This window comes from Pseudomonas sp. YQ_6, assembly GCF_043103245.1.
GTDB classification, from domain to species: domain Bacteria; phylum Pseudomonadota; class Gammaproteobacteria; order Pseudomonadales; family Pseudomonadaceae; genus Aquipseudomonas; species Aquipseudomonas alloputida.
Window position 1 is genome coordinate 103338 of record NZ_JBICJR010000061.1, and the last position, 21207, is coordinate 124544.

General features: G+C 62.9%; 16 protein-coding genes. 5 read left to right on the forward strand and 11 right to left on the reverse strand.

Annotated elements, in window-relative coordinates:
• Positions 1-14 precede the first annotated feature (14 nt).
• Positions 15-1376 (reverse strand): aspartate aminotransferase family protein, encoded by a 1362-nt coding sequence (locus ACF8FG_RS21095; protein ID WP_318080662.1) that lies wholly within the window; start codon positions 1374-1376, stop codon positions 15-17.
• Between the two features lie 48 nt (positions 1377-1424).
• Complete coding sequence (locus ACF8FG_RS21100) at positions 1425-2783, reverse strand: glutamine synthetase family protein (protein WP_003253727.1); 1359 nt, start codon at positions 2781-2783, stop codon at positions 1425-1427.
• 574 nt (positions 2784-3357) lie between these two features.
• Here ACF8FG_RS21100 and ACF8FG_RS21105 point away from each other — a divergent pair.
• A complete protein-coding gene (locus ACF8FG_RS21105) occupies positions 3358-4734 on the forward strand; it encodes a glutamine synthetase family protein (protein WP_392519180.1) in 1377 nt (458 codons plus the stop codon).
• 152 nt (positions 4735-4886) lie between these two features.
• On the opposite strand, the gene argA is transcribed toward ACF8FG_RS21105, so the two are convergent.
• Positions 4887-6185 (reverse strand): amino-acid N-acetyltransferase, encoded by a 1299-nt coding sequence (gene argA / locus ACF8FG_RS21110; protein ID WP_003253723.1) that lies wholly within the window; start codon positions 6183-6185, stop codon positions 4887-4889.
• Positions 6186-6309: 124 nt separating this feature from the next.
• On the reverse strand, positions 6310-7452 hold the full coding sequence (gene argE, locus ACF8FG_RS21115) for an acetylornithine deacetylase (protein WP_318080661.1): 1143 nt from the start codon (positions 7450-7452) through the stop codon (positions 6310-6312).
• 116 nt (positions 7453-7568) lie between these two features.
• Between argE and ACF8FG_RS21120 the strand changes: the two genes are divergently transcribed.
• Positions 7569-8936, forward strand: coding sequence for a CYTH domain-containing protein (locus ACF8FG_RS21120; RefSeq protein ID WP_318080660.1), 1368 nt, complete (start codon positions 7569-7571; stop codon positions 8934-8936).
• Positions 8937-9066: 130 nt separating this feature from the next.
• Here the strand turns inward: ACF8FG_RS21120 and ACF8FG_RS21125 are convergent, their stop codons facing one another.
• Positions 9067-9537: an Lrp/AsnC family transcriptional regulator gene (locus ACF8FG_RS21125; RefSeq protein WP_014592787.1), complete on the reverse strand. Its 471-nt coding sequence runs from the start codon at positions 9535-9537 to the stop codon at positions 9067-9069.
• 126 nt (positions 9538-9663) lie between these two features.
• On the opposite strand from ACF8FG_RS21125, the gene ACF8FG_RS21130 reads away from it, so the two are divergent.
• The 3 genes from ACF8FG_RS21130 to ACF8FG_RS21140 all read left to right on the forward strand — a co-directional run bounded on the left by ACF8FG_RS21130 (position 9664) and on the right by ACF8FG_RS21140 (position 12231).
• On the forward strand, positions 9664-9969 hold the full coding sequence (locus tag ACF8FG_RS21130) for a hypothetical protein (RefSeq protein ID WP_003253715.1): 306 nt from the start codon (positions 9664-9666) through the stop codon (positions 9967-9969).
• Between the two features lie 185 nt (positions 9970-10154).
• Positions 10155-11828, forward strand: coding sequence for a GspE/PulE family protein (locus tag ACF8FG_RS21135; protein WP_318080659.1), 1674 nt, complete (start codon positions 10155-10157; stop codon positions 11826-11828).
• Between the two features lie 88 nt (positions 11829-11916).
• Complete coding sequence (locus ACF8FG_RS21140; RefSeq protein ID WP_004575834.1) at positions 11917-12231, forward strand: DUF2388 domain-containing protein; 315 nt, start codon at positions 11917-11919, stop codon at positions 12229-12231.
• Between the two features lie 64 nt (positions 12232-12295).
• On the opposite strand, the gene gcvP is transcribed toward ACF8FG_RS21140, so the two are convergent.
• The 6 genes from gcvP to ACF8FG_RS21170 all read right to left on the reverse strand — a co-directional run bounded on the left by gcvP (position 12296) and on the right by ACF8FG_RS21170 (position 21204).
• Entirely contained in the window at positions 12296-15169 is a 2874-nt protein-coding gene (gcvP, locus tag ACF8FG_RS21145; protein ID WP_014592790.1) for an aminomethyl-transferring glycine dehydrogenase, read from the reverse strand.
• Positions 15170-15365: 196 nt separating this feature from the next.
• The gene (gene gcvH, locus ACF8FG_RS21150; RefSeq protein WP_014592791.1) at positions 15366-15749 is read right to left on the reverse strand and encodes a glycine cleavage system protein GcvH; all 384 of its coding nucleotides are present in this window, start codon (positions 15747-15749) and stop codon (positions 15366-15368) included.
• A gap of 51 nt (positions 15750-15800) precedes the next feature.
• On the reverse strand, positions 15801-16883 hold the full coding sequence (gcvT, locus tag ACF8FG_RS21155; RefSeq protein WP_019437294.1) for a glycine cleavage system aminomethyltransferase GcvT: 1083 nt from the start codon (positions 16881-16883) through the stop codon (positions 15801-15803).
• A gap of 127 nt (positions 16884-17010) precedes the next feature.
• The gene (locus ACF8FG_RS21160; protein WP_019437295.1) at positions 17011-18633 is read right to left on the reverse strand and encodes an iron ABC transporter permease; all 1623 of its coding nucleotides are present in this window, start codon (positions 18631-18633) and stop codon (positions 17011-17013) included.
• A gap of 162 nt (positions 18634-18795) precedes the next feature.
• Positions 18796-19797, reverse strand: coding sequence for an extracellular solute-binding protein (locus ACF8FG_RS21165; protein WP_019437296.1), 1002 nt, complete (start codon positions 19795-19797; stop codon positions 18796-18798).
• Between the two features lie 189 nt (positions 19798-19986).
• The gene (locus ACF8FG_RS21170; protein WP_162912022.1) at positions 19987-21204 is read right to left on the reverse strand and encodes a 2-octaprenyl-3-methyl-6-methoxy-1,4-benzoquinol hydroxylase; all 1218 of its coding nucleotides are present in this window, start codon (positions 21202-21204) and stop codon (positions 19987-19989) included.
• Positions 21205-21207: the final 3 nt, after the last annotated feature.

The following is a 21207-nucleotide window of genomic DNA, read 5'->3' on the forward strand; positions in this document are numbered from 1 at the left end:
AGCCTAGCAAACGCTTATCGAATCGCCTCAAGGGTCAGGTCCAGGCACTTGCGCGCCTTTTCCACCAGTTCGTCGATCTCCGCATGGCTGATTACCAGCGGCGGCGCGATGATCATGGTGTCACCCACCGCACGCATGATCAGGCCGTTCTCGAAGCAGAAGGTGCGACAGATCATGCCTACGCCCTTGCCCTCGTAACGGCTGCGGGTGGCCTTGTCCTTGACCAGCTCGATCGCACCCAGCATGCCCAGGCCGCGCACTTCACCCACCAGTGGATGGTCTTGCAGCTCGCGCAAACGCTTTTGCAAATACGGTGCCGCTTCCGTGCGCGCCTTCTCGACAATTTTCTCGTCACGCAGAATGCGCAGGTTTTCCAGGCCCACCGCGGCCGCCACCGGGTGGCCGGAGTAGGTGAAACCGTGGTTGAAGTCGCCGCCTTCGCTGATCACCCTGGCCACGGTGTCACGCACGATCACACCGCCCATGGGGATGTAACCGGAGGTCAGGCCTTTCGCGATGGTCATCAGGTCGGGCTTGAGGTCGTAGTAGTCAGAGCCAAACCACTCGCCGGTACGGCCGAAGCCGCAGATCACCTCGTCGGCGACGAACAGAATGTCGTACCTGGCGAGGATCTCCTTCACCTTCGGCCAGTAGGTTTCCGGCGGGATGATCACACCGCCAGCGCCCTGGATCGGCTCGGCGATGAAGGCAGCGACGTTGTCCTCGCCGACTTCAAGGATCTTCTTCTCCAACTGCTCGGCGGCCCAGACACCGAATTCGTCAGGGGTCATGTCGCCACCCTCGCCGAACCAGTACGGCTGAGGGATGTGGACGATGCCCGGGATCGGCAGGCCACCCTGCTCGTGCATGCCGCTCATGCCGCCCAGGCATGCACCGGCGAAGGTGGAGCCGTGGTAACCGTTGATGCGGCCGATGATGGTCTGCTTGTGCGGTTTTCCCTTCAGCGCCCAGTAGTGACGCACCATGCGCAGTACAGTGTCGTTGCCTTCGGAGCCGGAGCCGGTGAAGAACACATGGGTCATACCTTTCGGCGCCACGTCGGTGATCGCCTTGGCCAGCTCGAGCGCAGGCGGGTGAGCGGTCTGGAAGAACAGGTTGTAGTACGGCAGCTCACGCATCTGTTTCTCTGCCGCCTGCACCAGCTCCTCACGGCCGTAGCCGACCGCCACGCACCACAGACCGGCCATGCCGTCGAGGATCTTGTGCCCCTCGCTATCCCACAAATGCACACCCTGGGCCTTGGTGATGATGCGCGGCCCCTTCTCCTTCAGCTGCTTGTAGTCACTGAAAGGTGCGAGGTGATGCTCCCCGCTCAGGGTTTGCCATTCACGGGTTTGCGGGTTGTTGACGCTCATGTGCTTCTCCGTTATTGGACCGCCGCGCTTCTGCGGCACCAGGGTTGATCAGACAGCGAACAGCAGGAACTCACGCTCCCAGGAACTGATGACGCGCTTGAAGTTTTCATGCTCGGCGCGCTTGGTAGCGACATACCCGGTGATGAATTTCTTGCCCAGGTACTGCACCAGCGCACGGCTGTTTTCCATGCGTTCCAAGGCGTCTTCGATGGTCAGGGGCAGGCGCAGGTTGCGGCGTTCGTAACCACGGCCCTGCACTGGCGCGCTGGCCTCAATGCCTTCGACCATGCCGATGTAGCCACACAGCAGGCTGGCGGCGATGGCCAGGTATGGGTTGGCGTCGGCGCCCGGCAGGCGGTTTTCGACGCGCCGGCTTTGTGGGCCGGCATCCGGTACACGCAGGCCGACGGTGCGGTTTTCTTCGCCCCACTCCACGTTTACCGGCGCCGAGGTGTCGGGCAGGAAGCGGCGGAACGAGTTGACGTTGGGCGCGAACAGCGGCAGCGCCTCGGGGATGAACTTCTGCAGGCCGCCAATGTGGTTGAGGAACAGCTCACTCATGCTGCCGTCTTCATTGCTGAAGATGTTCTTGCCGGTGGCCACGTCGACCACACTCTGGTGCAGGTGCATGGCACTGCCCGGCTCGCCGGTCATCGGTTTGGCCATGAAGGTGGCAGCCACGTTGTGTTTGAGCGCCGCCTCGCGCATGGTGCGCTTGAACACCAGGATCTGGTCGGCCAGGTGCAGGGCGTCGCCGTGACGGAAGTTGATTTCCATCTGCGCCGTGCCGTCCTCGTGGATCAGCGTGTCGAGGTCCAGTTGCTGCAGCTCGCACCAGTCGTAGACGTCTTCGAAAAGCGGGTCGAATTCGTTGGCAGCTTCGATCGAGAACGACTGACGGCCGGTTTCCGGGCGACCGGAACGGCCTACCGGGGGCTGCAGCGGGAAGTCCGGGTCTTCGCTGCGCTTGGTCAGGTAGAACTCCATCTCCGGTGCGACGATCGGCTGCCAGCCCTTGTCAGCATATAGCTTGAGCACTTTCTTCAGCACGTTGCGCGGCGACAGTTCGACCGGGTTGCCCTTCTTGTCGTAGGTGTCGTGGATGACTTGTGCGGTCGGCTCGATGGCCCACGGCACGAGGAACACGGCGTTCTCGTCAGGGCGGCAGATCATGTCGATGTCTGCAGGGTCGAGCAGTTCGTAATAGATGTCGTCGTCGACGTAATCGCCGGTCACGGTCTGCAGCAGCACGCTCTCGGGCAGCCGCATGCCTTTTTCAGCGATGAATTTGTTGGTTGGCGAAATCTTGCCGCGCGTGATGCCGGTCAGGTCGCTGATCATGCATTCGACTTCGGTGATCTTGTGCTCTTTCAACCAATCGGTGAGCTGGTCGAGGTTGTTACTCATAAATACCTCAGGAGGTAAGGTGGTCCGCGACTTGATTCTGGATGGAGTCGATTGCTAAAGCAAAAACCCACGCGCAGAGCCACAGTGGATACACTGAAATCAGCTGTGTCCGTAATGAGTTCAAAAGGCAGGAAGGCGAAGCGAAAGGCGGCAAGCCGCTGCGAGGACCGGTCCGGGAACGCGAAACGTCAATTATTGCGGCCAGGGCGACCACGCCATAGACGAAGCTTGCAAAAACGACGGATGTACCCGATGGCACTGCGCAGGCAATGCTTTCAGGTCGCGGCAAGCGGACCATGTGACCCTCGTATTATTGTGTTCTGGGTTGAAACCGAGCTTAGCCTTGTTCATTTTTTTACACAACACCTCCGTAAAAAATAAAACACGGCGCACCGGAGATAGCCCTTTACGCGGGAAATAGCGGATAATGGATTGCCCCGATATGCAGCAAATCTGCCGTAGATGTGCCATTTCAGGGCATCATGGGGTTGGCTTGACATCAGTATCTCTTTTCGATTGACTGGTCTTGCAAGCCCCCCTTGATTGATATTTTTAACAACAAAGGTGTTGCATCATGTCGGTACCCCCGCGTGCCGTTCAGCTTAACGAAGCGAACGCGTTCCTTAAGGAACATCCTGAGGTTCTCTACGTTGACCTTCTGATTGCAGATATGAATGGTGTGGTGCGTGGCAAGCGCATAGAGCGCACCAGCCTCCACAAGGTTTACGAGAAAGGCATCAACCTGCCGGCCTCCCTCTTTGCCCTGGACATCAACGGTTCCACCGTCGAAAGCACCGGGCTGGGCCTGGACATCGGCGATGCTGACCGCATCTGCTATCCAATCCCCGACACGCTCTGTAATGAGCCGTGGCAAAAACGCCCTACCGCCCAGCTGCTGATGACCATGCACGAGCTGGATGGCGAGCCGTTCTTCGCCGACCCGCGTGAAGTGCTGCGCCAAGTGGTGAGCAAGTTCACCGATATGGGCCTGACCATCTGCGCCGCATTCGAGCTGGAGTTCTACCTGATCGATCAGGAGAACGTGAATGGCCGCCCGCAGCCGCCGCGCTCGCCAATTTCGGGCAAACGCCCACAGTCAACCCAGGTGTACCTGATCGACGACCTCGACGAGTATGCCGACTGCCTGCAGGACATCCTCGAAGGCGCGAAAGAACAAGGCATCCCGGCCGACGCCATCGTCAAGGAAAGCGCCCCGGCACAATTCGAAGTCAACCTGCACCACGTGGCGGACCCGCTCAAGGCCTGCGACTACGCGGTACTGCTCAAGCGGTTGATCAAGAACATCGCCTACGACCATGAAATGGACACCACCTTCATGGCCAAGCCCTACCCGGGCCAGGCAGGCAACGGCCTGCACGTGCACATTTCCGTGCTGGACAAAGATGGCAACAACATCTTCACCAGCGAGGATCCCGAGCAGAACGCCGCGCTACGTCACGCTGTCGGCGGTGTGCTCGAGACCCTGCCCGCGTCCATGGCATTCCTTTGCCCGAACGTCAACTCTTACCGCCGCTTTGGCGCGCAGTTCTACGTGCCGAACGCGCCAAGCTGGGGCCTGGACAACCGCACCGTAGCGCTGCGCGTACCGACCGGCTCGGCCGATGCAGTGCGCATCGAGCACCGCGTCGCCGGTGCCGACGCCAACCCGTACCTGATGATGGCTGCTGTACTGGCTGGCGTGCACCATGGCCTGACCAACAAGATCGAGCCAGGCGCGCCGATCGAAGGCAACTCGTACGAGCAGCTGGAGCAGAGCCTGCCGAACAACCTGCGCGATGCCCTGCGCGAGCTGGACGACAGCGAGATCCTCAACAAGTACATCGATCCGAAGTACATCGACATCTTTGTCGCGTGCAAGGAAAGCGAGCTGGAAGAGTTCGAGCACTCGATCTCCGACCTCGAGTACAACTGGTACCTGCATACCGTGTAAACGAAAACGCCGCCCCTCAAGGGCGGCGTTTTTGTTTAAGACCGGTGTCGCCCTCTTCGCGGGCTCGCCCGCTCCCACAGGGTAATTTCGAGGGCTGAAGCCTGTGGCTTACCTGTGGGAGCGGGCGTGCCCGCGAAGAGGGCGGCCCAGGCTTACAGGGGCTTCTCGAAAATCTTCGAATTGCGCTGGTAGTTGTACAGCGAAGCCCGCGCCGCCGGCAGCCGCTCCACACCACTCGGCGCAAAGCCGCGCTCGCGGAACCAGTGCGCAGTGCGCGTAGTCAGCACGAACAAAGTACTCAAGCCCATCTGCCGTGCCCGACTCTCGATGCGTTCCAGCAGCTCATCGCCACGCCCGCCATGGCGGTACTCCGGGTTCACCGCCAGGCAAGCCAGCTCCCCGGCTTCGGAATCGGCAATCGGGTACAGCGCCGCACAGGCGATGATCATGCCCTCGCGCTCGACCACGCTGAACTGCTCGATCTCTCGCTCCAGCACTTCGCGCGAACGGCGCACCAGGATGCCCTGCTCTTCCAGCGGGCTGATCAACTCCAGCAGGCCACCGACGTCCTCAATGGTCGCCTCGCGCACCACTTCGAACTGCTCCTGCGACACCAGCGTACCGCCACCGCCCCGGGTGAACAGCTCGGTGAGCAGCGCGCCGTCCTCGGCATAGCTGACGATATGGCTGCGCGCCACACCGCCTTTGCAAGCCTCGGCCGCAGCATCCAGCAGTTCGCCTTGGTAATCGCTGCCTAGACGCTGCAAATGCGGAGCAACCTGCTGCGGGCGCAGTTCACGCACCAGCCTACCGTCAGCGTCCAACAGGCCCGGCTCGGCGCCGAACAGCAGCAACTTGTCGGCGCCCAGTTCGATGGCCGCACGGGTAGCCACGTCTTCGCAGGCCAGGTTGAAGATTTCCCCGGTAGGCGAGTAGCCCAAGGGCGACAACAGCACGATGGAGCGCTCGTCGAGGAGGCGGCTGATGCCCTTGCGGTCGACCCGCCGCACTTCGCCAGTGTGGTGGTAGTCCACGCCTTCGAGCACGCCGATCGGCCGCGCGGTGACCAGGTTGCCGGAGGCCACGCGCAGGCGCGAGCCCTGCATCGGCGAAGCGGCGATGTCCATCGACAGCCGCGCTTCAATGGCCAGGCGCAGGGCGCCGACGGCATCGATCACGCAATCCAGGGTAGCCGCATCAGTAATACGCATGCCCCGGTGATAGTGCGGGGTCAGGCCGCGATCGGCCAGCCGGCTTTCGATCTGCGGGCGCGAGCCATGCACCAGCACCAGCCGCACGCCCAGACTGTGCAGCAGCACCAGGTCGTGGACGATGTTGCCGAAATTAGGGTGTTCCACCCCATCGCCAGGGAGCATGACCACGAAGGTGCAGTCGCGATGGGCATTGATATAGGGGGATGCATGACGCAGCCAGTTGACGTAATCGGGCATGACAGGGCCTGTGGATAAGTGGACGGAGAACGGCGATGCAGGGGGCGTTCAGGATCATCGTCGGAACAGGCTTGCGGTCACGCGCGGTCTCCTCTAGGCAGGAACGAATCAGTTCGATTGACGTTTAGTGCAGGCAATAGTGCCGGATCAGGTCACGCAATAGACGCACGGTAGGCTCGATTCGTGACATTTCAAGGTATTCGCCGGGCTGGTGGGCGCAGGCGATGTCGCCAGGGCCCAGCACGATGGTCTGGCAGCCCAGTTGCTGAAGATAAGGTGCTTCGGTGCCGAACGCCACCGCTTCAGCGCGATGGCCGGTCAGGCGCTCCGCGACCTGTACCAGTTCGACATCGGCAGCCTGCTCGAACGGCGGCACCTCCGGGAACAGCGGCGCATAGTCGATGCGCACCTCATGGCGCTCGGCCACGGGTACCAGCTTTTCGCGAATGGCCGCGCGCAGCTGGTCCACGTCCATGCCCGGCAGCGGCCGCAGGTCGAACTCCAGGGCGCACTGGCCGCAGATACGGTTGGGGTTGTCGCCGCCATGGATGCAGCCGAAGTTCATGGTCGGGGTCGGCACGGTGAATTGCGGGTTGCTATAGGTTTGTTGCCACTGCTGGCGCAGGCCCATCAGCTCGCCCATGACCGCATGCATGGCCTCCATGGCGCTGCGGCCCAGGCTTGGGTCCGACGAATGGCCGCTGCGACCGAGGATGTCGATACGGTCCATGAGGATGCCCTTGTGCATGCGGATCGGCCGCAGCCCGGTAGGCTCACCGATTATCGCTGCACGGCCCAGTGGCTGGCCGGCCTCGGCCAGGGCACGGGCGCCGGACATGGAGCTTTCCTCGTCGCAGGTGGCAAGGATCAGCAGCGGCTCCTTGAAGTCGTGCTCCAGCAGGGGGATGACCGCTTCGATGACCAGGGCAAAGAAGCCCTTCATGTCGCAGCTGCCCAGGCCGACCCAACGGCCATCGGTCTCGGTCAGCTTCAGCGGGTCGCTGGCCCACAGTTGCTCGTCATAGGGCACGGTATCGCTGTGCCCGGCCAGCACCAGCCCTCCCGGGCCGGTGCCACGACTGGCCAGCAGGTTGAACTTGCCGGGAGTGACCTGCTGGATATCGCACTTGAAACCCAGGTCGCCCAGCCAACCGGCCAGCAGGTCGATAACCTGGCGGTTGGACTGGTCCAGCGCAGGTTGGGTACAGCTGACCGAAGGCGCGGCGATCAAGGCGGCAAACTGGTCTTTCAGCGTCGGCAACGGCATGCCCGTACTCCTCGGAAACGTTGCCCATCATAGGACTATCCGCTGTCTGGAATAAACCGTTGAGGGCTGACTGCTGTAGACTCTCTGCCAACCACGCCCCCTCTTTCGAGTCTGTGATGCACAAAGAAACCGAACTGAAGCTCCGCGCCAGCCGCGAGACCCTTGCCGCACTGCGCGAGCACCCTCTGCTGAAAAAGCGCAACAAGTCCGGCTGGCAGACCCGTGAACTGCTCAACCAGTACTTCGACACCCCCGAGCGTGAGCTGTCCGCCGCCCGTGTCGCCCTGCGCCTGCGCCGCGATGGCGACGCTGTCATCCAAACCCTCAAGTGCCGCGGCCAGAGCGTGGCTGGCCTGTCCGAGCGCAACGAGTACGAATGGAACCTGGACAAGGTCAAGCTCGACCTGAAGAAGCTGGACGCCACCTGCTGGCCCGAGCAACTGGCCAACCTGGACAAGAAAACCATCAAGCCGCTGTTCACCACCGACTTCATCCGTGAATACGCTGAAATCGCCTGGGGCCGTGGCAAGAGCAAGGTGGTGATCGAGGCCGCGCTGGACCAAGGCTTCGTGATCGCCGGCAAGCGCAAGGAAGAGATCTGCGAGCTGGAACTGGAACTGCGTGAAGGTGAACCGCAAGCCCTGCTGGAACTGGCCGCAGAACTGGCCGCCAGCCTGCCACTGATGCCGTGCGACATCAGCAAGGCTGAGCGCGGTTACCGCCTGCTGGAACCGGACAGCTACGAGCTGGACCTGCCGCATACCGCGCTGGAAGCCGAAATGGCCTTGGACGACGCCTATGCCGCCCTCGCCTGGCAGCTGCTGGGCAGCAGCCAGCGCCTGGCCGAGCAGTACCGCCACAACGGCCACTGGCGCCTGCTCCAGGACTGGGTCGAGTGCCTGAGCGAGCTGCGCGCACTCACCGCCAGCCTGGGCCAGGCGGCACCGCGCGCCACCACCCGCGACCTGCGCGCCAGCCTTGATGCCTTGCTTGAAGACTGGCGCCCGCTGGTTCAGGCCGGCAACGATGACGAAGACATCCGTCGCGCCGCGCCCGAGCAGTTTGCCGAAGAACTGGAAGACGTACGCTGGGGCCAGTTCTCGCTGGAAACCTCACGCTGGCTGATGGCCCGGACCTGGACCGCAGAGCGCAAGGGCCGCGGCGAACGCCAGGGCAAGGCGCAACTGGCCAGCTGGCTGGGGCACCTGCTGGGCGAGGAAGGCCGCGCGCTGAAGCTGCCGCTGTACACCCAGCGCCCGGAAGACCTGGCCGAGCAGCTGCCACGTATCGAGCAGCTTCTGGCCTGGCTGCACCACGCCCGCCAGGTGCTGGAAGCGCCGCAGATGGACCGCTTGTACGGCGACCTGAAAAAGCTGCACGAGCTGGCCGAGCAGCCCATCAGCGATGAAGTGCTGGAAGCGCGTATCGAACAGGCTCGAGCGGTGGACCAGAGCCGCGGCTGGAAGCACCTGCTCAAGGCGTGATACCGCGTCGCCTGCTTCGCGGGTAAACCCGCTCCTACAAAGGTTCGCGTCAGGCGTGAGGCCGGTGTAGGCGCGGGTTTACCCGCGAATGGCCTCACCGGTGTAGGAGCGGGTTTACCCGCGAATATCCTTAACGCGATAGCGGCAGGCTAGTGGTGGACTTGATCTCGGAAAGCGCCACAATCGAGTTCACCTCCTGAATCCCCGGCACGTTCGACAGTTTTTCGAAGAAGAACCGCTCGTAGGCCTCGATGTCCGACGTGACGATTCGCAGCAGAAAGTCCACGGCCCCCATCAGCACATAACACTCCAGCACCTCAGGGAACCCGCGGATCGCCTCGGTGAACTCGGTAAAGTTGGAGCGCCCATGGGCGTTCAGTTTCACTTCGGCGAAAATCTGCGTGTTCAGGCCGACCTTCTTACGGTCCAGCAAGGTCACCTGCCCACGAATCACCCCCTCTTCCTTCAAGCGCTGAATGCGCCGCCAGCACGGCGATTGCGACAGCCCGACGCGCTCGGCGATCTGTGCACTGGACAGCGAAGCGTCCTCCTGCAGCAGCTCGAGGATGCGACGGTCGTAGGTGTCCAGCTCGCTGTGCATTATTTATGCTCCATCTTAGATATTTTTGGATAAAAGAATTCACAAATAGGGCGAAATCCCCCAATCATAGCGAAAAAATACCGCCAGCAACGTGCAAGAATTTCTCCCTCATTTGCGGAGACCAGCATGAACGCACAGCCCCGTACCGACGCCTGGGCCGCCACCAACGCCCACAGCACCGTGCACTATCGCCTGCAGGCCGAGGCCGAGCCCGATAGCCTGTGCCGGGTGCTCAACCTGTTCGCCTTGCAGTTCCTGACCCCGCATAGCGTGCAGGTCAGCCAGCAGGATGACTGGCTGGATATCGAAATTGGCATTGGCGGGTTGAGCTGGCACCGGGCCGAGGTCATTGCACAGAAGCTGCGTAACCTGGTGTGTGTGGGTGAGGTGAGCCTGACCAACTTGCAGCGAGTGGCGTTGGCAGTGGTCTGAACCACCCTCTCTGCCGGGCCGGTACCGCATGGCACTCAAGGCCCGTGCGATCCCTGTAGGAGCGGGTTCACCCGCGAAGCGTCCGGGACAGGCGCAGCAAAATCCCGAAACCTTTCACCTCCGATAGCCACCCGCCGCCCGGCTAGCCTTGATCAACACTACCCGATCAGGCACGGACGCCAACCATGCACACCCCCGACAACCTGGCACTCGACCTCAAGCGCGTGCTCCAGGCCCTGCTCGCTGACCAGCACCTGCACGCCAGCGATACCCTGCAAGTACTCGAACACGCCGCCGCCCACCCCGCTAGCCACCCGCTGGAACACATCGCCGCCTGCAGCCTGGAAAGCCGCCAGCACCCCGGCCAGCCCCTGGACCTGGAGCACCTTTGCCAGTGGCTGGCCGACAAGGTCGGCCAACCCTACCTGCGCATCGACCCCATGCAACTCGACCTGCCCCAGGTCACCGGCCTGATCTCCCCAGCCTTCGCCCAGCGCCACGGCATCCTCATCGTCGCGGCTGATGCCTGCAGCGTCACCGTCGCCAGCGCCCAGCCTTTCCAGGATGACTGGCAGGCCGACCTGGCCCGCAGCCTCGGCCGGTCGATCCGTCGCGTACTGGCCAGCCCGCAGCAGATCCGTCAGTCAGCGCAGTCGTTCCACCGCCTGGCCCAGTCGGTAAAAGGCGCGCAATACCAGCAGTCGGCCAGCCTGGGGGAACTTGAGCAATTGCTTGAGCTGGGCAAACGCCAGGCCGAGGCCAGCGCAGACGACGCGCATATCGTGCATATCGTCGACTGGCTGTTGCAGTACGCCATCGAGCAACGCGCCAGTGATATCCACCTGGAACCACGCCGCGAACAGGGCCAGCTGCGCTACCGTATCGATGGCCTGCTGCACACCGTCTATGCCTTCCCCGCCGGGGTCACCCTGGCCCTCGTCAGCCGCCTGAAACACCTGGGCCGCATGGACGTTGCCGAGAAGCGCCGGCCGCAGGACGGCCGGCTGCATAGCCGCCTACCCGGGGGTGGCGAAGTGGAGCTGCGGCTTTCGACCCTGCCCACCCCGTTTGGCGAGAAACTGGTGCTGCGCCTGTTCGACCCGCAACAGTTGCAAGAGGGCTTCGACCGCCTTGGCCTGCACGGCCAGCAACTGGCCCAATGGCAGCGCCTGCTTCGTCAGCGCCAAGGCATCATCCTGGTCACCGGCCCCACCGGCTCCGGCAAAACCAGCACGCTGTACACCAGCCTCAAACTGCTGGCCACCCCACAGGTCAACCTGTGCACCATCGAAGACCCGATCGAGCGCCTGGAGCCAGCCTTCAACCAGCTGCAGGTACAGCCCGCGCTGGACCTGGGGTTTGCCAACGCGGTCAGGGCCATGCTGCGCCAAGATCCCGATATCATCATGATCGGCGAAATCCGCGACCGCGAAACCGCTCTGGTGGCGGTGCAGGCAGCGCTGACCGGGCACCTGGTGCTATCGACCCTGCATACCAACGACGCCTGCGCAGCAATCACCCGTTTGCAAGAGCTGGGTGTGGCCGACTACCTGATCAAGGCGACGCTTATCGGGGTGATGGCCCAGCGCCTGGTGCGAACCGTCTGCACCGACTGCCAGGCAGGTTCATCAGCCACCTGCCGAGCCTGCCGCGGCACCGGTTTTCAGGGGCGCACGGGATTATTCGAACTGCTCGAGCCCAGCGATACCTTGCGCGCATTGATCGGCCCTGATGCCGACCTGACCTGTTTGCGGCGCCAGGCGCTGGCCGATGGCCTGGTTGACCTGCGCCATTGCGGCGAGGCCAAAGTAGCCGCTGGGCAGACCCGTGCCGAGGAAGTGCTGCGCGTCTGCAACTGACGAAAAGTCCTTTGTATTCAAGGAACTTGCCTTGTCCGAAAAGATCCAAGCGCGCATCTTCAACCATCACCCTTCGAGGTGTTTCAACATGCGTCTCAAAACCGCCATTGCCGCCGCTACCTTGCTTTCGCTGCCTATTGGCTCGGCCATGGCCGATACCTTCTGGCGTAACGTGATGACTTCCGGTGCTACCACGGCATCGAGCTACCTGACCTCGCGGGATCACAAGCTGGTAGTGGCCGCGCAGGATGACGCCAGCAGCTTCGTCGCCAGCGAAGGCGCGATCCGCGGGCCGTTCCTGGAAGCGGCCATGCGCGAGGCACGGGCAGAGAACCCAGGGATGCAGGCTTCCGACATGGAGTTGGCCAATGCCATCCTGGCCAAAAATGCAGTAGCCGAGTAACCGCGTCGCCTGCTTCGCGGGTAAACCCGCTCTACAGGCACCCGCGAAGCATCCAACACCAACCTTAGCGATAAGCCTCCACCGGCACACACGCACAGAACAGGTTCCTGTCCCCATACACGTTGTCTACCCGGTTCACCGCCGGCCAGTATTTGTGCTGGCGCACGTGAGCACTGGGGGCCACCGCCTGCTCCAGGCTATACGGCCTGTCCCATACCCCCAACACATCAGCCAAGGTATGCGGTGCATGTTTCAGCGGGTTGTTCTCCGCTGGCCAGTTGCCCTGCTGTACTTCGTCAATTTCCGCCCGTATCGCCAGCATCGCCTCGACGAACCGGTCCAGCTCGGCCTTCGATTCACTCTCGGTCGGCTCCACCATCAACGTACCCGGCACCGGGAACGACATGGTCGGTGCGTGGAAGCCATAGTCCATCAGGCGCTTGGCCACGTCCTCTTCGCTTATGCCTGTCAGTGCCTTCAACGGCCGCAGGTCGAGGATGCATTCATGCGCCACGCGCTGGTTGCGCCCACGGTAGAGCACCGGGAACGCCGCGCCCAACTGGCTGGCCAGGTAGTTGGCCGAAAGGATAGCCACCTCGCTGGCGTCGGCCAGCTGCGGGCCCATCATGGCGATGTACATCCAGCTGATCGGCAAGATGCTTGCGCTGCCCCAGGGCGCGGCGCTGACCGCGCTGTTGTTCGGGTCCAACCCAGGCACCGGCACCACCGGATGGCTGGCGACGAACGGCTTGAGGTGCGCGCGGATACCGATCGGCCCCATACCCGGGCCGCCGCCGCCGTGGGGAATGCAGAACGTCTTGTGCAAGTTCATGTGTGAAACATCGGCCCCAATGTCTGCGGGGCGCGCCAGGCCCACCTGGGCGTTGAGGTTGGCACCGTCCATGTAAACCTGGCCGCCGTGCTGGTGCACCACATCGCAGATTTCGCGTATCCCCTCCTCGTACACGCCGTGGGTCGAGGGGTAGGTAATCATCAGGCACGACAGACGCTCCCCGGCCGCGCGTGCCTTGGCTTTGAGGTCAGCCAGGTCGACGTTGCCATCGTTGTCGCAATCAACGATCACCACTTCCATGCCGGCCATCTGTGCCGATGCCGGGTTGGTGCCGTGGGCCGACGACGGGATCAGGCACAACGTGCGCATCGGCTGGTGGCGGCTGCAGTGATAGCGCGTAATGGCCATCAGGCCGGCGTATTCACCCTGAGCACCGGAGTTGGGCTGCATGCAGATCGCATCGAAGCCGGTGATCGCGCACAGCCAGCTTTCCAGTTCGTCGATCATCGCCTTGTAGCCTGCCGCCTGGGCCGCCGGGGCGAACGGGTGCAGCTGGGCAAAACCGGGCCAGGTGATGGGGATCATCTCACTGGTGGCGTTGAGTTTCATGGTGCACGAGCCCAGCGGGATCATCGACTGATTCAGCGCCAGGTCCTTGTTCTCTAGCTGCTTGAGGTAGCGCAGCATCTCTGTTTCGCTGTGATGCAGGTTGAACACCGGGTGGCCGAGGAATGACGTGCGTCGCACCAGGCTGGCGGGTATGCCTTCAGGCAGGGCCAACTGGTCGAGGGCGGTGATTTCCAGGCCATGATCCACCCCCAGGAAGATGTCGAGCAGGCGCAGCACCGTCTGTTCGTTGCAGGTTTCGTCCAGGCTCACGCCCAGGTGCCCGCGACCGAGGATGCGCAAATTGATGTGCGCGGCCTCGGCGCTTTCAATGATGGCCGCCTGGGCACCGCCAACATTCAGGGTAAGGGTGTCGAAGAAGTGCTGATTGAGGCGTTTGATGCCTTTGGCCTCAAGGCCGGCAGCCAGGATGAAGGTCAGCCGGTGCACACGCTGAGCGATGCGTTGCAGGCCTTCCGGGCCGTGGTACACCGCGTAGAAGCCAGCAATGTTGGCCAGCAGCACCTGGGCCGTGCAGATGTTGGAGTTGGCCTTTTCGCGGCGAATATGCTGCTCGCGGGTCTGCAGGGCCATCCGTAACGCGGTGTTGCCACGGGCATCGCGCGACACGCCGATGATGCGCCCCGGCATGGCCCGCTTGTAGTCGTCGCGACAGGCGAAATAGGCCGCGTGAGGCCCGCCGTAGCCCATCGGCACACCAAAGCGCTGGGTCGAGCCCAGCACCACATCGGCGCCCAGCTCTCCGGGCGGTGCCAGCACCACCAGGCTCAGCAGGTCAGCGGCTACGCAGGCCAAGGCCTGCTGGCTGTGCAACTGGTCAATCAGCGGGCGCAAATCGCGCACTTCGCCGTGGGTGTCGGGGTACTGCAGCAAAGCGCCGAACACCGAGTGTTTGGCAAGGTTATCCACAGAATCGACGATCAGCTCGAAGCCGAAGCCTTCGGCGCGGGTCTTGAGTACCGATAGGGTCTGCGGATGGCAGTGCTCGTCGGCAAAGAAGGCGTTGCTCTTGTTGCGTGCCACCCGCTTGGCCAGGGCCATGGCTTCGGCGGCAGCGGTGGCTTCATCGAGCAGCGAGGCATTGGCCAGAGGCAGGCCGGTGAGGTCGATGACCATTTGCTGGAAGTTCAGCAGCGCCTCCAGCCGGCCTTGGGCAATTTCGGGTTGATAGGGCGTGTAGGCGGTATACCAACCGGGGTTTTCCAGCACGTTGCGCAGGATGACCGTGGGGGTGATGGTGCCGTGGTAGCCCATGCCGATGAGACTGGTCCAAACCTGGTTCTGTTCGGCATAACCGGCGAGCTTGGCCAGGGCGGCTTGCTCGTCCAGTGCCGCTGGGAGGTCGAGGGGGCGATTGAGGCGGATGTCTGGCGGAACGGTCTGCTCGATCAGCTCCTTGCGGCTGGCGATACCCAGCGCGTTGAGCATGGCCTGCTGCTCTGTGGCATCGGGGCCCAGGTGGCGACGCAGAAATGGGTTGAGCTCTTGCAGTTGATGCAGGGATGGCGACTGGGACATGACGACGCTCTCTTCCTAGACCAGGTCTCATGGAGACTTACAAGTCTAGGAAGGGATTGCCGATTGTGCGGGGAAACTTGTTTGCAGGCCCGGCCTCTTCGCGGCTAAAGCCGCTCCTACAGGGGCTGCACCCGTCTCGAGTGCAGCGCTGCACCTGTGTAGGAGCGGCTTTAGCCGCGAAGCAAGCGACACGGTCTTACTCGCCAATCAGCGCCTGGTAACCAGCCGCATCCAGCAAGTTGTCCAGCTCGGCCGGGTTGCTTGGCTTCAATTTGAAGATCCACGAATCGTAAGGCTCTTCGTTGAGCAGTTCCGGGTTCTCAGCCAACTCTTCGTTGACCGCAATCACTTCGCCACCGACCGGGGCGTAGATGTCCGAAGCGGCCTTGACCGACTCAACTACACCCGCAGGGTCGCCAGCGCCAAACACTTTGCCGACTTCCGCCAGTTCGACGAACACCACATCACCCAAGGCTTGCTGGGCGTGATCGCTGATACCCACGGTCACACTGCCGTCGGCTTCCAGGCGAGCCCACTCATGGCTTTCGGCAAAACGCAGTTCGGCGGGGATATTGCTCATGTCTTGAATTCCTCGATTGGCTCAGCGGTACGCCCGCCGGTTATAAATTGTTCAGATCAGGATCTTGCCGTGGCGCACGAAGGTCGGTTTGACCACCCGCACCGGGTACCACTTGCCGCGAATTTCCACCTCGGCCCGATCACCGGTAGCCATAGGCACGCGCGCCAACGCAATGGACTTGCTCAGCGTAGGCGAGAAACTACCACTGGTGATCTCCCCTTCGCCAATGCCGGCTACACGCACGACCTGATGGGCGCGCAGTACACCACGCTCTTCCAGCACCAGACCCACCAGTTTTTCCTGCACGCCGTGCTCGATTTCCGCAAGCAGGCCGACACGGCCGATGAAGTTGCGCTCGGCCGGTTCCCAGGCGATGCTCCAGCCCAGGTTGGAGGTGAGCGGGGTGTGGTTTTCGTCGATGTCCTGGCCGTACAGGTTCATGCCGGCTTCCAGGCGCAGGGTATCGCGGGCGCCCAGGCCGCTTGGGGCGATACCGGCGCCGACCAGGTCATTGAAGAAGGCCACCGCCTGATCGCCCGGGAAAATGATCTCCAGGCCGTCCTCGCCGGTATAACCGGTGCGGGCAATGAACCAGTCGCCATCGGCAACGCCCTCGAACGGGCGTAGTTCGCGGATGAGTGCAGCGCGCGCGGGGCTGAGCAGGGCCGCGACCTTTTCGCGGGCCCGCGGCCCCTGGATGGCAAGGATGGCCAAATCAGGGCGAACCTGGAAGTCCACGGAAAAACCGGCACGCTGCGATTGCAGCCAATCGAGCACCTTGGCACGGGTGGCGGCGTTGGTGACCAGGCGATATCCGGTTTCAGTGCGGTAGACGATCAGATCATCGATCACCCCGCCCTGTTCGTTCAGCAGTGGGCTATACAGCGCCTTGCCGGTGTCGTCGAGGCGGGCCACGTCGTTGGCCAGCAAGTGCTGCAGCCAAACAGTGGCATCATTGCCGCCAACATCGATCACGGTCATATGGGAGACATCGAAGACGCCGCAATCGCTGCGCACCTGGTGGTGCTCCTCGACCTGCGAGCCATAGTGCAGGGGCATGTCCCAGCCACCGAAATCGACCGTCTTGGCGCCTAACGCCAGGTGCAGGTCATACAAAAGCGTGCGCTGTCCCATGGGTTTCTCCTTCCGGGCGTGGCGAAGCGGCGGCGGTCGATGACGTTGGGTCGTCAGCTTTTCTTGTTACTCACACCCGCCGCGCGAATGCCGCGCATTGTAGCCGCAAGGTCGCAAACTGACATCCTCAGTGACTGTGACCGGGTCGACGTGCCGAACGGCGAATCAGGCCGATGACCGGCAGCAGCCCCACCAATACCAAGGTCAGTGCCGGCAGCGAGGCTCGCGCCCACTCGCCTTCGCTGGTCATCTCAAACACCCGCACGGCGAGGGTGTCCCAGCCGAACGGCCGCATCAGCAAGGTGGCGGGCATTTCCTTGAGCACATCGACGAATACCAGCAGCGCGGCGCTAAGTGCCCCCGGCACCAGCAGCGGTAGATACACCGTGAAAAACAATCTTGTGCCGCCAACACCCAGGCTGCGCGAGGCTTCAGGGAGTGACGGGCGGATGCGCTCCAGGCTGCTCTCCAGCGGCCCGTAGGCCACCGCGATGAAGCGCACCAGGTAGGCCAGCAGCAACGCCGAGAGGCTACCTAGCAGCAGCGGCTTGCCGGCGCCACCCAGCCAGCTGGACAACGGGATGACCAGGTGGTTGTCGAGGTAACTGAAGGCCAGCATGATCGATACCGCCAACACCGAACCGGGCAGGGCATACCCCAGATTGGCCAGGCCAACCCCGGCGCGGATACCGCCCGTCGGTGCCTGGCGCCGGGCAAAGGCCAGCAGCAGCGCCACACATACCGTGACCAGCGCCGCCATGCTGCCCAGGTACAGGGTGTGCAGCACCAGGCCGACATAACGCTCATCCAGGTCATGCCGACCGCGTTGCCAGAACCACACCAGCAACTGCAACAGCGGGATGACGAAAGCGCAGGCGAACACCAGCAGGCACCAGCCACTGGCCAACAGTGCCTTGAGACCACGCAGGTGATAAAGCGCCTGCGCGCGCGGCCGTTCGTTGCCGCTCCGACTGGCACCGCGGGCGCGGCGCTCGCCGTACAGCACCAGCATCACCGCCAGCAGCAGCAGGCTGGCCAGCTGGGCCGCACTGGACAAGCTGAAAAAGCCGTACCAGGTCTTGTAGATGGCTGTGGTGAAGGTGTCGAAGTTGAATACGGCCACTGCACCGAAGTCAGCCAGGGTTTCCATCAGCGCCAGGGCGATACCGGCACCGATCGCCGGCCGAGCCATGGGTAAGGCCACCCGCCAGAAAGCCTGCAGGGGCGATAACCCAAGTACCCGCGCCGCCTCCATCAGGCCCTTGCCCTGAGCCAGGAAAGCCGTGCGCGCCAACAAGTAGACATAGGGATAGAAGACCAGCACCAGGACGGTGATTACCCCACCGGTGGAACGCACCCGAGGCAGGCGCATTGGCCCAAACACCTCGCGCAGGGCGCTTTGCACCGGGCCGGCAAAGTCCAGCAGGCCGACGAAGACAAACGCCAGCACGTAGGCCGGGATGGCGAACGGTAACATCAGCGCCCAGTCCAGCCAGCGTCGACCGGGGAAGTCGCAGAGGCTGGTAAGCCAGGCCAGGCTGACGCCCAGCACGGTCACACCAATGCCCACGCCCACCACCAGGGTCAGGGTATTGCCGAGCAGGCGCCCCATCTGGGTGTCGAGCAGGTGGGACCAGATCTGCAGGTCGATGGATTGCCAGGACAACAGCAGCACGCTCAGGGGCAGCAGCACCAAGGCGGCGATCAGGGAGACCGGGAGGTACCAGCGGCGTTGGGGGGTGTGGGGCAAATTGAATGTCTCTGTGGCTGATTTGCGACCGCTTTGCGGTCGTTCGCGGGTAAACCCGCTCCTACAGGGACCGCGCAGCCTTCAAAGGCAGTGCAGATCCTGTAGGAGCGGGTTTACCCGCGAAAGGGCCCTAACGGGCCCAAAGAGGATAAAGCCTGGCGCTTAGTTGTAACCAGCCCGATCCATCAGGCGAATGGCTTCAGCCTGGCGCTTGCCGGCAATTTCCACCGGAATGCTATCGGCCTTGAAGCTGCCCCACGCCGCCACTTCCTCCGATGGTTTCACCTTCGGGTTGGCCGGGAACTCCTGGTTGATATCAGCAAAAAGCTTTTGCGCTTCTTCGCCGGTCATCCATTCCACCAGTTTCTTCGCGGCTTCCGGGTGTGGCGCATGCTTGGTCAGGCCGATGCCCGACAGGTTCACGTGCACGCCACGGTCACCCTGATTGGGCCAGAAGATCTTCACCGGCAGGTTCGGGTTCTGCTTGTGCAGACGGCCGTAGTAGTAGGTGTTGACCACGCCCACATCACACTGCCCGGCCTCGATGGCCTGGATCACCGCGTTGTCGTCGGAGAACACATCGGTGGACAGGTTGTTGACCCACCCTTTGACGATTTTCTCGGTCTTGGCCTCACCGTGGGTTTCGATCAGGGTGGCGGTCAGCGACTGGTTGTACACCTTCTTGGCCGTGCGCAGGCACAGACGGCCTTCCCACTGTTTGTCAGCCAGGGCTTCGTAGGTGCTCAACTCCTCGGGTTTGACCCGCTCGGTGGAGTAGATGATGGTGCGGGCGCGCAGGCTCAGGCCGGTCCAGTCATGGGACGAGGCGCGGTACTGCGCCGGGATGTTCTGGTCGATGACGTCGGACTCGATCGGCTGCAGAATGCCCATCTGCTCGGCCTGCCACAGGTTGCCTGCATCGACGGTCAGCAGCAGGTCGGCCACACCATTGTCGCCCTCGGCCTTGATGCGCTGCATCAGCGGGGCTTCCTTGTCGGTGATGAACTTGATCTTGACCCCGGTCTTGGCGGTATAGGCATCGAACACCGGCTTGATCAGCTCGTCGATGCGCGAGGAGTACACCACCACTTCGTCCGCTGCCTGGGCAGTGCCGCCGAACAGGGTCAGGGCCAAGGCGGCCAGTAGGGGCTTGCGTGGCAACATTTTAAGCACTCCTCGATCATATGAGAGGTGCGAATGGTAGTGAATCCCATTTTCTGGCTCACCTATCTAGGCGTTACCGGATGTTGCAAAGGACTGCTACGCAGCCGATCACGACACAAGGCCACAGGTTGGTTGCGCTGTGGGAGCGGCCTTGTGTCGCGAAAGGGCCGCAGAGCGGCCCCGCCACTCTCAAGCCTTGGCCAGATCTGGCAGGTCACCACTCAAACCCAACGCCTGGCGCACAAATAGCGCCTTGGCCTCCGGCATTTGCTCAACCAGTTTCAACCCGCTGTTGCGCAACCAGCGCAACGGCAGCGGATCAGCCTGGAACAATCTCTCGAAGCCCTCCATCGCCGCCATCAACGCCAGGTTGTGTGGCATGCGCCGGCGCTCGTAACGGCTCAGCACCTTCACATCGGCCAGTCTCTCGCCGCGCTCGCAAGCATTGACCAGCACCTCAGCCAGCACCGCCGCGTCGAGAAAGCCCAGGTTCACACCCTGCCCGGCCAGCGGGTGAATGGTGTGTGCAGCATCACCGATCAAGGCCAGGCCTTCATCTACGTAGCGCTTGGCGTGACGCTGGCGCAGCGGCACGCACACCCGTGGGTCGGCCTGCAGCACCTCCCCCAGACGCCCTTCGAAGGCCCGCTCCAGGGCCTGCAGGAAGGCCGCTTCATCCATCGCCATCAGCTGCTCGGCATGCTCCGGGGTGGTCGACCAGACGATCGAGCACCAGTCCTGCTGACCATCGCGGGTCAACGGCAGGAACGCCAGTGGACCTTCGTCAGTGAAGCGCTGCCAGGCCGTGGCCTGGTGCCCGGCGCTGCAACGCACGCTGGTGACAATGGCATGGTGCAGGTAATCCCATTCGCGGGTTTCGCAGCCGGCCAGACGCCGCACCGCCGAATTGGCACCGTCGGCAGCGATCACCAACGGTGCCCGCAGTTGCCGGCCATCCGCCAGGGTCAGCAGCCACTCATCGCCGGAGCGACGTAATTGCTCCAGCCGCGCATTGGCCAGCAGGCCGATGTCGCTGTCGTGCAGGCGCTCCAGCAGGCCGTCCTGCACCACCCGGTTCTCGACGATATGGCCGAGCACCTGGGCATGCACACTGGCCGCCGAGAAGTGAATCTGACCGGTGCCGCTGCCATCCCACACATGCATGTCGGAATACGGCGTGGCGCGCCGCTGGGCAATGCCGTCCCAGGCGCCGAGGCGCTCGAGGATGCGCTGGCTGGCCGCCGATAGCGCGCTGACACGCGGTTCGAACGGAGCCTGGGCATCGAAGGGTACGACCGTCAGCGGGCCACCATCGAGCAACAGAATTTGCAGGCCACTGTGGCGCAACGCCAAGGCCAGGGCGCTGCCGACCATACCGGCACCGACAATCAACAGATCTGCGCGCATTTC

Excerpts from the sequence above, each read along its gene's own strand:
- ACF8FG_RS21095 (WP_318080662.1), bottom strand. The coding sequence starts at position 1,376 with ATGAGCGTCAACAACCCGCAAACCCGTGAATGGCAAACCCTGAGCGGG.
- ACF8FG_RS21100 (WP_003253727.1), bottom strand. The coding sequence starts at position 2,783 with ATGAGTAACAACCTCGACCAGCTCACCGATTGGTTGAAAGAGCACAAG.
- ACF8FG_RS21105 (WP_392519180.1), top strand. The coding sequence starts at position 3,358 with ATGTCGGTACCCCCGCGTGCCGTTCAGCTTAACGAAGCGAACGCGTTC.
- argA (WP_003253723.1), bottom strand. The coding sequence starts at position 6,185 with ATGCCCGATTACGTCAACTGGCTGCGTCATGCATCCCCCTATATCAAT.
- argE (WP_318080661.1), bottom strand. The coding sequence starts at position 7,452 with ATGCCGTTGCCGACGCTGAAAGACCAGTTTGCCGCCTTGATCGCCGCG.
- ACF8FG_RS21120 (WP_318080660.1), top strand. The coding sequence starts at position 7,569 with ATGCACAAAGAAACCGAACTGAAGCTCCGCGCCAGCCGCGAGACCCTT.
- ACF8FG_RS21125 (WP_014592787.1), bottom strand. The coding sequence starts at position 9,537 with ATGCACAGCGAGCTGGACACCTACGACCGTCGCATCCTCGAGCTGCTG.
- ACF8FG_RS21130 (WP_003253715.1), top strand. The coding sequence starts at position 9,664 with ATGAACGCACAGCCCCGTACCGACGCCTGGGCCGCCACCAACGCCCAC.
- ACF8FG_RS21135 (WP_318080659.1), top strand. The coding sequence starts at position 10,155 with ATGCACACCCCCGACAACCTGGCACTCGACCTCAAGCGCGTGCTCCAG.
- ACF8FG_RS21140 (WP_004575834.1), top strand. The coding sequence starts at position 11,917 with ATGCGTCTCAAAACCGCCATTGCCGCCGCTACCTTGCTTTCGCTGCCT.
- gcvP (WP_014592790.1), bottom strand. The coding sequence starts at position 15,169 with ATGTCCCAGTCGCCATCCCTGCATCAACTGCAAGAGCTCAACCCATTT.
- gcvH (WP_014592791.1), bottom strand. The coding sequence starts at position 15,749 with ATGAGCAATATCCCCGCCGAACTGCGTTTTGCCGAAAGCCATGAGTGG.
- gcvT (WP_019437294.1), bottom strand. The coding sequence starts at position 16,883 with ATGGGACAGCGCACGCTTTTGTATGACCTGCACCTGGCGTTAGGCGCC.
- ACF8FG_RS21165 (WP_019437296.1), bottom strand. The coding sequence starts at position 19,797 with ATGTTGCCACGCAAGCCCCTACTGGCCGCCTTGGCCCTGACCCTGTTC.
- ACF8FG_RS21170 (WP_162912022.1), bottom strand. The coding sequence starts at position 21,204 with ATGCGCGCAGATCTGTTGATTGTCGGTGCCGGTATGGTCGGCAGCGCC.